The sequence below is a fragment of the Kutzneria sp. NPDC051319 genome (genome assembly GCF_040682195.1).
Taxonomy (GTDB): Bacteria; Actinomycetota; Actinomycetes; order Mycobacteriales; family Pseudonocardiaceae; genus Kutzneria.
Genome location: NZ_JBFBAM010000016.1, coordinates 12,321 through 25,221, shown reverse-complemented (window position 1 = coordinate 25,221; position 12,901 = coordinate 12,321). Strand labels below are relative to the sequence as shown.

Below are 12,901 nucleotides of genomic sequence, written 5' to 3'. Positions count from 1 at the left end.
TGCCCACAATGCAAGCTGAGGAGCCGGCCATGCCGCCGAATGCCACCGTAATCCTGGAACGTGTCGGGCCGACCGCATTGATCCACGTCACCGGCGAGGTCGACATGGCCTCCGAGGAGCTGCTGCGCAAGCATCTGAGCGACGCCAGGGCCGAAGAGCCCTCGTCGCTCGTGTTGGACCTGTCCGGCGTCACGTTCTTCGCCTCGGCCGGCCTGCATGTGCTGGTGGACCTCTACCACGACGCCACGGCCCAGGGCGTGCGGCTGTTGGTGGTGGCCAGCAGCCGGATCGTGCTGCGGCCGATGCAGATCACCGGGGTTGATCAGCTGGTCACGCTCGTCGACTCGGTCGATCAGGCCATGGCCCACAGCTGACGTGCGTACATTGGCGTCGTGCCCATCTTTCGACGCCGCCGGCGCTACGACGACCAGTACTACGAGCGGCGCCCGTACCGGGGCGGCGGCGGCAACTCCTGCCTGCGCGACGCCTGCCTCCTCGAAAGTGGTTGCTGCATCGCGGAAAGCTGCGACGGCAACTGCCTCATCGCCGGCCTGTTGACCCTGCCGCACCTGTTGGTGGCGGCCGGGTCGGCGGTGCCGCGCACGCGTCGGCCGTCCGGGCTGATGATCTCGGCGATTCGGGTGTACCAACGGGAGATCAGCGCCAAGAGGCCGGCCGTGTGCCGCTTCGAGCCGAGCTGTTCGGAGTACGCCGCGCAGGCCATTTCCCGCCACGGCGCGCTTCGCGGCACGAAGCTGATGATCGGCCGCCTGCTGCGCTGCCGCCCCGGCGGCCGGCGCGGCGCCGACCCGGTCCCCCCGGTCCGCTAGCGTCGAAGGGTGTTCAGGCCGTGACGACCTGAACACCCGCCACTGGTCAGGTCACAGCGCGGCCGCCAGGTGCTCGGCCACCTCGACGGGGCTGGGCATGGCGGCGATCTCCGCGGCGATCTTCCGCGCGATGTCCCGGTAGACGGGATCGGCCAGCACCATGGCCGACGCCCTGGCCACGGCGTCGGGGGCGGCGCCAAGCGGGAACGAGATACCCGCGCCCGCGGCGGCGACCCGCTCGGCGTGAATCGGTTGATCGGCCCCCATCGGCGTCACGACGAGCGGGACACCATGGGCGAGCGAGCCCAGGACCGTGCCCGCACCGCCGACGGTCACCACCACGTCGACGTCGATCAGCAGCTCCGCGAGTGGGGTGAACCCGACGAACTCCAGCCGGTCGGACTGCACGTCGAAGTCCGCCGCCGTTGCCCGGGTGCCCAGCGTGACGCGGATGTCCACGTCCTGCAGCAGCAGTTCGCGCAGGATGGGGGTGATGACCTCGGGGACGACGTACACCGTGCCGAAGGTCACCAGCACGCGCGGACGGCGGCCGCGGTCGGACGCGGCGGTCGGCGCGGAGCCATCGGGGACGAGGTGGGCTTCGGGCCGCAGCGCGAGCCGGTTGCGCGGAGCACGCCAGCCCGAGAGTTGCAGGGCGGGCGGACAGGTGTCGAGATACCAGCGTGCGGGCTCGTAGGTCAGGCCGCGCTCCTGGAATCGGCGGGCGATGCGCACCGTGACGGCCTCGGTCGTCTCGGGAATCATCGCGGGACCGTAGGCCAGGGACGCGACGGGCACGTCGAGAGCCGCCCCGACGAGGCGGCCGATGAAATCGAAGTGCTCCGCGATGATCAGGTCCGGCTGCCAGGAGCGGGCGGCGCGGAGCGCGTCGTCGTGGTCGAGATCGACCCGGGCGCCGGCGAAGAACTCCGCCTCCGTCTCGACGGTGACGCCCTGCATCAGGTCGTGGCCGGTGGTGCGCAGCACCTCCGCGACCACGTCCTCGACGCTGTGTCCGACCGGCAGCAGCTCCATGCCCTCGGCCGCGAGGACCGGGGCGACGGACTCGCCGGCCACCCACGCCACCTCGTCGCCCCGGCCCTGAAAGACGCGGGCGATGGGCAGCTGCGGGATGATGTGGCCGAGCTCGGGCATGCCGAAGAAGAGAATTCGCATGGTGTCCCCCACGAGTCGCGGACGCAGGGGAGTCAACGGCTGGACCCGACCTGCGACCAGAAAAAAGTTCCTTCGGTAAGAAAGTAGTTTGGGAGCGCGTGCCGGGCCAAGCCGGCGGCACGAACGGACACCGAAGACGTGCCCGGGCGACCGGTCAGTCGGTGCCGATCTTCTCGAACGCCTCGGCCAGCGCCCGCAGGTCGAAGCCCGCCAGGTGGGCCAGGACGAACTTGCGCACGGCGAGCAGGTTGCTCGACCACGCCGTGTCGAGGCGCTCGAAGCCCCGGTCGGTGAGCACGGCGTGCCAGCCGCGACGGTCGTGCTCGTCCCGCACCCGCTCGACCAGGCCCTGCGCCTGCAGCCGGGTGATCACGTGCGTCATCCCGCTCAGCGACAGGTACGACATCTCGGCCAGCTCGCTCATCCGCAGCCGCCGCTCCGGCGCCTCGGACAGGCGTGACAGCGTTAGGTAGTCGGTCATCGACAGCTGCCGCTCGCGCAGCATCGTGGCGTCCATCACCCGCGGCAGCACGTTCACCACCCGGTCGAGGGACCTGGTCAGGGCTTCCTCGTCGGGGCTGAGCGGGATGACGGGTGTGTCGTCGGCGTGCATGTGTCCCACTTTACTTGCTTCGGAGAGGAACCAGCAGATACTTTCTTCTCGAAGGAACTATCTCGGAGGTTGGCGTGACCAAGATCGGCATCATCCTGGGCAGCACCCGTCCCGGCCGCAACGGCGAGGCCGTGGCCAAGTGGGTACACAAGATCGCCAGCGAGCGCACGGACGCCGAGTTCGAGCTGGTCGACCTGCTCGACTACCCGCTACCGCACCTGGACGAGGCGTTGCCGCCCTCGCTGGGCCAGTACACCCAGCCGCACACGATGCAGTGGGCCGCGAAGATCGCCTCCTTCGACGGCTTCGTGTTCGTCACGCCGGAGTACAACCACTCCACCTCCGGCGCGCTCAAGAACGCCATCGACTTTCTGTACGCGGAGTGGAACAACAAGGCCGCCGGCTTCGTCAGCTACGGCTCGGTCGGCGGCGCCCGCGCGGTCGAGCACCTGCGCCTGATCTGCGCCGAGCTGCAGATGGCCGACGTGCGCACGCAGGTGGCCCTGTCGCTGTTCACCGACTTCGAGAACTTCCGCGACTTCGCCCCGGGCGAGCACCAGATCGCCACCCTGGAGACCACGCTGGACCAGGTCGTGGCCTGGAGCGAGGCCCTCGCCCCGCTGCGGTCGAAGGTGGCCGCGTGAGCTTCGGCCAGGAATGGCGCAGCGACGCGATCCACGTGCCGGCGGGCGAGGGCATCCAGCGCTGGGTGGCCGGCGACACGTACTCGGTGAAGCTGACGTCCGAGATGACCGGCGGCGCCCTCAGCTTCATCGAGGCCTCGGTGCCACCGGGCGCCGGGCCGGTCGCGCACGTGCACAAGGCCGGCGCCGAGGGCTTCTACCTGCTCGACGGGGAACTGGAGTTCCTCAACGGGGACAAGACGTTCACCGCGCGCAGCGGCGACCTCGTGTACGTGCCGGCCGGCATCCGGCACCGGTTCAGGAACAAGCACGTGCACACCGCGAAGATGCTGTTCTTCTTCACCCCGGCCGGACTGGAGCGCTCCTTCCTGAACACCGGCGACGAGGCGGTGCCGGGCACGCCGCCGCCCGCGTGGGACGCGGACCGCTTCGTCGAGGCCGGCGAGATCCTCAAGACGTTGAACATCAACATCGACTTCTTCCCCGAGGAGAACCAGTGACCACGCCCGCGGACTTCGAGCACGACTACGCCGACGTCAACGGCACTCGCCTGCACTACGTGACGGCCGGCGAGGGCCATCCCCTCGTGCTGCTGCCGGGCTGGCCGCGCACCTGGTGGCAGTTCCACCAGGCGATCCCGCTGCTGGCCAAGCGGTACCGAGTGATCGCCGTGGACATTCGCGGCATGGGCGACTCGGCCAAGCCGGAATCGGGCTACGACAAGAAGAACATGGCCCGCGACATCCACGAGCTGATCCACCACCTCGGCTACCAGCGCGCCCACGTCTCCGGTGACGACATCGGCGGCATGGTGTCGTTCAGCCTGGCCTGGAACCATCCGGAGTCGGTGGCCGGCCTGGTCATCGGCGACGGCATGCACCCCAACCCGGGCTTCGAGTCGTTCAGCATGATCCGCAAGCCGGGCCAGCTGGTGTACCCGTGGTGGTGGGCGACCGGCGCGACCGAGCGCCTGCCGGAATCGTGGTTCGCCGGCAAGTTCCGGGAGATCATCGACTGGAACATCGAGCACATCGGCGGCGACCCGAGCCGGTTCAGCGAGCAGACGCGGGACATCTACGCCGCCGGCTACGACACCGCCGAGGCGATCCGGGCCACCAACGGCTGGTTCCGCACGTTCCACCAGGACATCGTGGACTACGGGTCGTACGGCAAGCTGGACAAGCCGCTGCTGTACCTGGGTGGCACGCTGCTGGAGGTGTCCAAGCACTGGGTGCAGGAGATCGCGCCCAACGCCACCTTCCAGTTCTTCGCCGACACCGGCCACTTCATGCCCGAGGAGCAGCCGAAGCAGTGGGCCGAGGCGCTGATCAAGCACTTCGGCTGACCGGCGCACCGGGTGTCTCCGCCGCCACGGAGACCACCGCGGCGCTCATTCCTCCACGACGCCGCCGACCCGGCGGATGTGCTCGCGAAAGGACAGTTCCGGGTTCTCCGCCCGGTTGGCCAGGAAGGTGGCGAAGCCCAGCTGGCTGCGCAGCGTCTCGCCGCCCCGGATGCGCTCGGCCTGGCGTCGCTCCTTGTCGCGAATCCCTTCCGCCAGCAGCACAAGGTCCTCGATGTGCTGACCGGGAACGAAGACCACACCGTCGTCGTCGCCCAAGACCACGTCGCCGGAGTCGACGACCCACTCCCCCATCCGCGCGGAGGCCAGCGCGTCGGCCGGCCGCTCCTCGACGGCCAGTGGACCGGTCGGCAGCGAGCCCAGGCTGAACACCGGCAGTCCGATCGCCCGCACGTCGGCGGTGTCCCGGTGCAGGCCCCAGATCGCCACGCCGCCCAGGCCCGCGGTCTGGGCCTCCTGCACGATCAGGTCGCCGACGCAGGCATGGTCGCGGCGGCCGCCGTTGTCCACCACCAGGACGTCACCGGGCTCGGCGCTCTCGAACGCCTCCAGGAACACGTCGACGCTGCCCGCGTGCCGGGCCGGCAACACCCGCCCGGCGATCTTGGCGCCGGGCACCACCGCGTGAATTCCCAGGCAGCGCACCGGAAGCTGAGCCCGCACGCAGGCGTCGGCCATGTGCGCGGTGGTGAGCGTCTCGAACCGCTGGCGAAGATCCATGACTCGACAATAGATCCGCCGGCACGCCGCCCGACAGAACAATCGGGCGGCGTGCCGTCCTGCGGTTACTTCGTGACGATGCGCGCGCCCGGGAAGATCAGGTCCGGGTTGAGCAGCGCGGCCGGATTCAGCTCCACGAGGCGCTGCCAGCCGCCCTCGACGTGGAGCCGGTCGGCGATGCCGGTGAGCGTGTCACCGGCCTGGATCGTGTAGTCGCCGACCGGGTTGTCGACCGAGCCCGGCAGGGCTTTCGCCGCCGGGGCAACGGGTCCGCTGCGGACCGGTGCGGAGTGCCGTGCGCCGCCGCCGCGGACGCAGTTCGGCCACGCGCCGGCTCCCTGGGAGCGCACCACGTTCTCGGCGACCCGGATCTGCTCCTCGCGGGTGGCCTGGCTCGGCGAGCCGTGGCCGCCGTTGGCCTGCCACGTGCCCGGCGAGAACTGGAGCCCGCCGAGATAGCCGTTGCCGGTGTTGGCGCCCCAGTTGCCGCCGCTCTCGCAGTGCGCGACCGAGTCCCAGTCGATGCCGGAATCCGCGGCGGCAAATCCCGCCGCCGGCCCGACCGTCAAAACCAGTGCCGCGATTCCCGCTGCGGAACCCACGGCGATCCGCCGATTCACTCGACGATGAGACATCATTGCCTCTCCCGCTTCGCCTCGCGCACAAGCGCCCTCCATCCTGCGGTTCCCTTCACGCGACAACGTAAGCCGATCCGGTTTCCGGACGGAGCGAGGCGCTCACCGGATCGGTACCGCGGGCCGAGACTCCGGCCCGGCGACAACGTAAGCACGAGGATGACCGCCGGCAAGGGATATCGGTTGTCTATCGTGTCGCGATAAAAACGTGATTCGGCAGGTAGATAGATATTTGATCTTCCTTATTCGATCCGACGAATCACCCGAAACGGTGGTGCGGGCGTTGGGAAACGTGACCTGCCCCACTCCGTAAGACTTCGATCACAACCGAACGGGCCTCCGCAGGCGTAGAAAGGGATGACGGGGAAGGTGGTGGGCGTGTCGACGACCCGGTGGCGCTGGGCGCTGGTGGCCGCGGTGGCGGCCGTCCTGGTCGCCGCGCCCGTGGCGCTGACCGCGCTGCCGGCCTCCGCGACCATGGCCCCGGCCGCGCTGCGCGCACGGGTGCTGGCCTCGATAAACCGGCCGTACCAGGGTTATGCGGAGAGCACCGGCTCCCTCGGACTGCCGGCGCTGCCCAACCTGTCGGAGGTGACGTCGCTGCTCGGCGGCACCACGCGGCTGCGGTCCTGGTACGTGGCCCCGGAGCACTGGCGGGTCGACGAGATCACCGGCGTCGGCGAGCGCGACACCTACGCCGTGCCGGGCAGCCAGTACGTCTGGGACAACGGGCAGAACCAGTACACCCAGGTGGTCGGCGACGAGCCGATCCGGCTGCCGCGCGGCGGCGATCTGCTGCCGCCCGACCTGGCCCGCCGCGTGCTCTCCGACGAGGACAAGGTCGCGGCCCTGCCGGCGAAACGCGTCGCCGGCATCGACGCCGCCGGCCTGCGCGTGACACCGTCCGACCCGCAGACCGCGATCGGACAGGTCGACATCTGGGCCGATCCGGACACCGGGCTGCCGCTGCGGGTCGAGGTCACCGCCAAGGGCCAGCACGCGCCCTTCGTGGTCACCGCCTTCCAGTCCGTGAGCACGCAGCGCCCGGACGACGACGTGATCGCGCCGAAACCCTCGCCCGACAGCGGTTTCGCCACCACCGACGCCCCGGACGTGATCGGCGCGTTCGGCGGCTTCCCGCTGCCGGCCCAGCTGGCCGGGCGCCCGTTGCAGACCGACCGGGTCGGCAGCGGCCGCGGACTCGGCTTCTACGGCACCGGTTTGTCGGCTTTCATCGCCGTGCCGCTGCCGCGCAATGTCGGCGAGGGCGTGGTGAACTCGATGGGCAAGGTCGGCGCGAAGACCGTGCCGCTACCGATCGGCCAGGGCACCCTGCTGACCATCAACCCTTTGTCGGTGCTGGTCGAACGGGCCGGCTACCGCACCTTCCTGCTCGCCGGCGCCGTCGATCCGGCGCTGCTCACCCAGGCGGCCGCCGAGCTGTCGACGCTGCCCAGGAGGCGCCCATGATCGTCACGCGCGGGCTGACCAAGCGCTACGGCTCGGTCCTCGCGGTCGACGCCGTGGACCTCACCGTGCGCGAAGGCGACCGCTACGGCTTCCTGGGCCCCAACGGCTCCGGCAAGACCACGACCGTGCGCATGTTGCTGGGCCTGGTCTTCGCCACCTCCGGTGAGATCGACGTGCTCGGCTCGCGGATGCCGCGGCGGGCGGCCGAGGTGTTGCCGCAGATCGGCGCCATGGTCGAGGGTCCGGCGGCCTACCCGCACCTGTCCGGCCGGCGGAATCTGTCCCTGCTGGACGCCAGCGGTCCCGGCGGCAGCCGCCGGACCCGGCGCGCCCGCATCGAGGAAGCCCTTGCCCAGGTGGGACTTTCGGGTATCGACCGACGGCCGGTGAAGGCCTATTCGCTCGGCATGCGGCAGCGGCTCGGGCTGGCCGCCGCACTGCTGCGCAAACCCCGGCTGCTCATCCTGGACGAACCGACCAACGGCCTCGACCCCAAGGGAATTCACGAGGTCCGGGATCTGCTGATCGAGCTGAACCGGTCCGGCACCACCGTTTTCCTGTCCAGTCACCTGTTGTCCGAGGTGGAGCAGCTGTGCACCCGGGTCGGCGTCGTGGATCGCGGTCGCCTTGTCCTGGAAGAGGAATTGGCCACCCTTCGCGGCGGCACCGGACTGGTCGAGGTGCGCAGCCCCGACGCCGCCGACGCGGTTTCCCTGCTCAACGGCCAACTCGTCGCTCGTGACGGAGAGAACCTGGTGATACGACACGGAGATCCGGCCGCGCTGAACGCGATGCTGGTGGCCGCTGGGCTGCGGGTGGCCGCGATCACCGAGCAGCGCCGGACCTTGGAACAGGTCGTGCTGGACGTGACCGGCGCCGGCTCGGACCGGGTGGACGCCTCGTGATCACGGTCAAGCGGCAACCACGGCACGCGCGCAGGACATCGGGCGGACGCCTCACGAACACCGTCGAGCGGCAACCACGGTGCCGCGCGGGGCATCGGGCGGTCGCCGCATGATCACCGTCGAGCTGCGCAAACTCGTTCTGCGGCCCCGCATCTGGACCAACATCCTGCTGCTGTGCGCGCTGCCGATCATCGTGGGCGTGTTCCTCAAGACCGCCGACTTCGCGCCGCCGCCGGGGCAGGGCGGCGCGTTCCTGTCGGCCGTGCGGGGCAACGGTTTGCTGTTCCCGGCCGCGGCGCTGGCGTTGGTGCTGCCCATCTTCCTGCCGCTGTCGGTGGCCGTGGTGGCGGGCGACTCGATCGCCGGCGAGTCCGTCGGCGGAACGCTGCGGTACCTGCTGATCCGGCCGGTGGGGCGCTCGCGGCTGCTGGTCGCCAAGATCGTCGCCCTGGTGGCCTTCGTGTTGCTGGCCATCGCCTGCGTGGTGATCAGCTCGCTGATCGTCGGCGTGATCCTGTTCGGCACGGGCACCAGCGCGGCCGGCGGCGCGGCGGCGGGGGCGGCGACGTCGCTGTCGGGCGTCTCGCTGACCCACGGCCAGCTCACCGCGCGGCTGCTGTACTCCATCGGCTACATCGTGGTGGCGATGATCGGCTTCGGCGCGATCGGCCTGTTCCTGTCCACGCTGACCAGTTCCTCGCTCGGCGCGGCCCTCGGCGCGCTGTCGATCCTGATCACCAGCGCCGTGCTGCAGACCCTGGACGCGGCGGCGGTGATCCGGCCGTACCTGCCGACCAACTACTGGCTCTCGTGGATCGACTTCTTCCGCGACCCCATCTTCTGGGACTCCATCGACAAGGGCCTGTTGCTCCAGGCGGGGTACGTGGTGGTGTTCTTCGGCGCGGCGTGGGCCAACCTGGCCACCAAGGACGTGACCTCCTAGTCCCTGGTGTGCGGGAGATGGACCAACGGTCACGGTCCGTTCGGGTGATGTGATCACCGCATCCGTGCCGTATTCGGGCGGGTCTGCGATACATGGGAAAGAAAACCTTCCGTTCGGAGGGACCCGTGCCCGACGTAAGACGCCTGCCCCCGGCCACGGCGCTGGCCGCCCGGCTGCTGTGGAACCGCGACGCCGGCGGCCCGCGCCGCCGGCAGCCCGTCGTGGTGCTGCTCGGCCCGACCGGGGCCGGCAAGAGCTTCACGCTGCGCTCCATCGCCGAGAGCTGCGGCAACGACGTGGTGCACACCGACTACGACTTCCAGCGCACCACCCCGGCCGACACCATGGAAGTGCTGACACAACTGGCTTACAGCCTCAGCCGCAAGTGGCCGCAGCGCGGACGGCCGCGGTTCGCCCGCCTGGCCACCGGGCTGATCGCGGTGCGCACCCAGCTGACCGACCTGCACCACAAGAAGGCCAAGGAGAAGCTGCGGGCCGAGTTCGCCCAGTACACGGGGCGGCAGCGGCCGGCCCTGGGCGCGCTGCTGCGCGGCGTCGTGGACACCGCCGTGCACGCCGACATGATCGACAAGAACGTCGGCGCGGTGCTGAGCACCGCCCTGCCCGAGCTGGTGAACGCGGCCGGCCGGGAGTCGCTGCGGCGGGCGATCCGGTGGCACGGCGAGCATCCCGACCCGCGCGCCGAGGACCCGTACGACGCGCTGCTCGACCTCAACCGGATGCCGGCCGCCGGCCGGAACGTGTGGCTGATGGCCGCGTTCCTGGCCGATGTGCGGGAGAGCCAGGAACGGCTGTCCCGGGCCGATCTGGGCAGCCGGTGCCGGTGCGACCGGCCGAGCCGGCCCCGGCACTGGCACAACTGGTTGCTGCTGCTGGACAACGTGGACCATCCCGACGGCGAACGCTTCCTGCGCGACCTGACCACCGCCCGCGAGCAGGTGCTCGCCCACGACCGCAATGCTCACGACCCGCTGCTGGTGATGGCGACCAGTGGCCGCTGGAATCCCGGCTGGGAACCGGATTGGCGGCCGCCGTGGCTGTCCGCGGCGGCGGTCAAGGCCCGGACCGTCCAGTCCTGCCGCCACGCCGACTACGACGACTGGGCCGCCGAGTCGACCAGCCCCTACTATCCCGTCGTGCTGGAGGCGCTGACCCTGCGCGAGACGGCGCATATGCTTGGCGTGTCAGAGGATTCCCCGGCGGCGCTGCTGGCCTTGCGGGCCACCGGCGGGTTGCCGGCGGCGGTGAAGAGTGTGCGACCGCTGGTGGAGAAGGCCACGCTCACGCCCGGCGCCCGGGACGTGCTCGATCCCGGTGATCACCCGTGGCAGCAACGGCTCACCGACCTCGGCCTCGCCCGGCACGCCCCGGATCTCGGCATCGAGGAGTTCGTCAGCGCCGCCCCGTTCGCCACCGCGCCGTGGCTGCTGCCGTCGGCGGCGACCCGCGTCAACCACCGCAACGTCGGCCGGATCCTGACCGAGCTGCGCAATGCCCTGTGGGTGGTGGAAAGGCGGGACGGCAGCGCCACCGCCGACCCGGCCGTGCTGCAGCCGTGGATCGCCGGCAATCTGGTGCTGGCGTTGACCCATCGCGATCCGACCTCGGGGCTGCCGTCGTACGAGGAGCAGTTCTCGGTGCTGCTCAACGACTTCGGCACCGACCGGGCCCGCCGCGCCTACTGCCAGCTGGCGCTGGGGCGGGTTGTCGCCGTGGTCGACGACTTCGCGACCGCGTTCGACAACGAACCGCACCGGGACTGGGTGGACCGCCTGGAGATGGTCTGCCGCGCGCCCGACGCGCAGCCGCTGGGCCGGACCGTCACGCAGCTGTTCGACACGTTGGTCAAGCAGGCCAACCGGGATCGCGACCGGAGCCACGTGGTGCGCAACGTGGTCAGCCGGCTGGTGGTCGCCAACTGGTTGACCACCACCCTGTTCACGGTGCCGTCGCCGGAGCGGGACATCGTCGAGCACGCCTACGGCCAGGAACTGCCGCCGCAGTCGCACCAGGGCGACGTCAACGCGCTGCTCAACGCCGCCCGCCGGGCCGCGGAACCGTTGGTGGAGCGGGGAGTCATCGCCCCGAGCGCACCGTGGCTGTTGACCCCACGCACCCGGTTCCGCCGCGCTGTCCCCTACGTCGCCGTGGGCATTGTCGCCGCCGTGGTCGCCGCCCTGTTCTCCTTGCACCCGTGGCAGACCTGCGGCCGGGGCCTGACCGATGCCGGCGGTGCCGCCGGGTGTGTCGGCCTGAACCTGGATGCCACGGCGTTCCGTGACCACGATCCGCTCTTCGACCTCGAACAGAAGGTGGCCGGGCTGAACCCGCCGCGGACCGGCGCGTACGCCACGGTCGTGCTGCTGGAGGACATGACGCCCGATCCGGACGCCGACAGCCTGCTGGTGCAGGTCACCCGGCACGACATCGAGGGCGCGGCGGCCGCGCTGTGGCGGGCCGACAACTCCTCGGCCGCGTTCGGCACCACGCCGCGAATTCGCTTGCTGCTGGCCAACTTCGGCAGCAACGGCGAGCAGCAGGAGGCCGCCGTGGCGGCGATCGTCAAGGCCAGGGCCGAGGAGCACATCGTCGCTGTGGTCGGGCTCGGGCAGAGCCTGGACAGCACCCGCGCCGCCGCCGCGTCCCTGTCCGCCGCCGACATCACGGTGATCGGCTCGCAGGTGACCGCCGACGACATGAACCAGGACCTCGCCGGCCACCCCATCGACAACTTCTTTCGCGTCTCCCCCACCAACAGCGAGGAGGTGCGGGCCGGCGTCGGCTACCTCAAGCAGCGGGGCTACCAGCACACGTTGTTGGTGCAGGACCTCAATCCCGCCGACAGCTACACGCGGACGCTGACCAAGGCCTTCACCGCGGCGATGAAGCCCGAGTACCAGTCGCCGTACAAGGCGCCGCCGCAGCTGACGGGGCAGACCCGGGCCGACTACATGACCAACGTGTTCGCGCAGAAGTACAGCAACATCTGCGCGGACAAGCCCGACGTGGTCTACTTCGCCGGCCGTGGCAGCGATCTGAAGTACTTCCTCCAGGCGTTGGCCGACGGCGGCACGTGCGGGCTGGGGCCGATGGACATCGTCACCGGCGACGACGCCTCCAGCCTGGTCGGCGTCAAGGACCTGGCCCTGTCCAAGGACATCCACGTCTACTACACGGCCATCGCGCACGGCGGTCAGTGGCGGGCGCTGCCGGCCGGCTCCGAGTACGTGCGCAACTACGACGCCTTCGCGAAAGCGTTTGCGGACAACGGCTTCCCCGCCGCCGACCTCGACGACGGGCAGGCCATGTCCGAGCACGACGCCGTGTTCACCGCGGCCATCGCCACCCGCAGGGCGAAGGACGTCACCACGGTGAACACGGTCGCGCCGTTCGTGATGCAGTTGCAGTGCAAGAACCCGGTCGGCGGGGCCACCGGCTACATCGCGTTCCCCAACACCGGGGGCAGCGACCCCGTCGACAAGGCCATGCCCATCATGCAGATCCATGCGGACGGGTCGGCGACGCAGGAGGGCCTGGTGTGGCCGTCCGGCACGCCGCTCGACCCCGACACCACCTGCTGA

The 12,901-nt window shown here is 70.3% G+C and carries 13 protein-coding genes; 9 read left to right on the top strand and 4 right to left on the bottom strand.

What is annotated here, in order from left to right:
* The first annotated feature begins 29 nt into the window (after window positions 1–29).
* The gene (locus AB0M73_RS18555) at window positions 30–374 is read left to right on the top strand and encodes an STAS domain-containing protein (protein ID WP_363891834.1); all 345 of its coding nucleotides are present in this window, start codon (window positions 30–32) and stop codon (window positions 372–374) included.
* A gap of 18 nt (window positions 375–392) precedes the next feature.
* Complete coding sequence (gene yidD / locus AB0M73_RS18550) at window positions 393–830, top strand: membrane protein insertion efficiency factor YidD (RefSeq protein WP_363891833.1); 438 nt, start codon at window positions 393–395, stop codon at window positions 828–830.
* Window positions 831–881: 51 nt separating this feature from the next.
* On the opposite strand, the gene AB0M73_RS18545 is transcribed toward yidD, so the two are convergent.
* Both AB0M73_RS18545 and AB0M73_RS18540 read right to left on the bottom strand, forming a co-directional pair.
* Window positions 882–2,006, bottom strand: a complete 1,125-nt coding sequence (locus tag AB0M73_RS18545; protein WP_363891832.1) for a glycosyltransferase — start codon at window positions 2,004–2,006, stop codon at window positions 882–884.
* Window positions 2,007–2,160: 154 nt separating this feature from the next.
* Window positions 2,161–2,619, bottom strand: coding sequence for a MarR family transcriptional regulator (locus AB0M73_RS18540; RefSeq protein ID WP_363891831.1), 459 nt, complete (start codon window positions 2,617–2,619; stop codon window positions 2,161–2,163).
* Window positions 2,620–2,693: 74 nt separating this feature from the next.
* Here AB0M73_RS18540 and AB0M73_RS18535 point away from each other — a divergent pair, with 74 nt between their 5' ends.
* From AB0M73_RS18535 to AB0M73_RS18525, 3 genes are read left to right on the top strand one after another with little or no spacing between them, the layout of a single operon-like run.
* The gene (locus AB0M73_RS18535) at window positions 2,694–3,263 is read left to right on the top strand and encodes an NAD(P)H-dependent oxidoreductase (protein ID WP_363891830.1); all 570 of its coding nucleotides are present in this window, start codon (window positions 2,694–2,696) and stop codon (window positions 3,261–3,263) included.
* Entirely contained in the window at window positions 3,260–3,763 is a 504-nt protein-coding gene (locus tag AB0M73_RS18530; protein ID WP_363891829.1) for a cupin domain-containing protein, read from the top strand. Before AB0M73_RS18535 ends, AB0M73_RS18530 begins: the two co-directional genes overlap by 4 nt.
* The gene (locus AB0M73_RS18525; RefSeq protein WP_363891828.1) at window positions 3,760–4,608 is read left to right on the top strand and encodes an alpha/beta hydrolase; all 849 of its coding nucleotides are present in this window, start codon (window positions 3,760–3,762) and stop codon (window positions 4,606–4,608) included. Before AB0M73_RS18530 ends, AB0M73_RS18525 begins: the two co-directional genes overlap by 4 nt.
* A gap of 45 nt (window positions 4,609–4,653) precedes the next feature.
* On the opposite strand, the gene AB0M73_RS18520 is transcribed toward AB0M73_RS18525, so the two are convergent.
* A complete protein-coding gene (locus AB0M73_RS18520; RefSeq protein ID WP_363891827.1) occupies window positions 4,654–5,346 on the bottom strand; it encodes an RraA family protein in 693 nt (230 codons plus the stop codon).
* A 65-nt stretch (window positions 5,347–5,411) separates the two neighbouring features.
* On the bottom strand, window positions 5,412–5,966 hold the full coding sequence (locus AB0M73_RS18515) for a transglycosylase family protein (RefSeq protein WP_363891826.1): 555 nt from the start codon (window positions 5,964–5,966) through the stop codon (window positions 5,412–5,414).
* A gap of 393 nt (window positions 5,967–6,359) precedes the next feature.
* Here AB0M73_RS18515 and AB0M73_RS18510 point away from each other — a divergent pair, with 393 nt between their 5' ends.
* The 4 genes from AB0M73_RS18510 to AB0M73_RS18495 all read left to right on the top strand — a co-directional run bounded on the left by AB0M73_RS18510 (window position 6,360) and on the right by AB0M73_RS18495 (window position 12,901).
* Window positions 6,360–7,451, top strand: coding sequence for a hypothetical protein (locus tag AB0M73_RS18510; RefSeq protein ID WP_363891825.1), 1,092 nt, complete (start codon window positions 6,360–6,362; stop codon window positions 7,449–7,451).
* Complete coding sequence (locus AB0M73_RS18505; protein ID WP_363891824.1) at window positions 7,448–8,356, top strand: ABC transporter ATP-binding protein; 909 nt, start codon at window positions 7,448–7,450, stop codon at window positions 8,354–8,356. Before AB0M73_RS18510 ends, AB0M73_RS18505 begins: the two co-directional genes overlap by 4 nt.
* A 109-nt stretch (window positions 8,357–8,465) precedes the next feature.
* Window positions 8,466–9,299, top strand: a complete 834-nt coding sequence (locus tag AB0M73_RS18500; protein ID WP_363891823.1) for an ABC transporter permease — start codon at window positions 8,466–8,468, stop codon at window positions 9,297–9,299.
* Between the two features lie 125 nt (window positions 9,300–9,424).
* Window positions 9,425–12,901 carry a hypothetical protein gene (locus tag AB0M73_RS18495; RefSeq protein WP_363891822.1) on the top strand — a complete coding sequence of 1,159 codons (3,477 nt, stop codon included), beginning with the start codon at window positions 9,425–9,427 and terminating at the stop codon, window positions 12,899–12,901.

Bases quoted from the DNA above. Each gene is read 5' to 3' on its own strand.
- AB0M73_RS18545 (WP_363891832.1), bottom strand. From the start codon at position 2,006: ATGCGAATTCTCTTCTTCGGCATGCCCGAGCTCGGCCACATCATCCCG.
- AB0M73_RS18540 (WP_363891831.1), bottom strand. From the start codon at position 2,619: ATGCACGCCGACGACACACCCGTCATCCCGCTCAGCCCCGACGAGGAA.
- AB0M73_RS18555 (WP_363891834.1), top strand. From the start codon at position 30: ATGCCGCCGAATGCCACCGTAATCCTGGAACGTGTCGGGCCGACCGCA.
- AB0M73_RS18505 (WP_363891824.1), top strand. From the start codon at position 7,448: ATGATCGTCACGCGCGGGCTGACCAAGCGCTACGGCTCGGTCCTCGCG.
- AB0M73_RS18500 (WP_363891823.1), top strand. From the start codon at position 8,466: ATGATCACCGTCGAGCTGCGCAAACTCGTTCTGCGGCCCCGCATCTGG.
- AB0M73_RS18520 (WP_363891827.1), bottom strand. From the start codon at position 5,346: ATGGATCTTCGCCAGCGGTTCGAGACGCTCACCACCGCGCACATGGCC.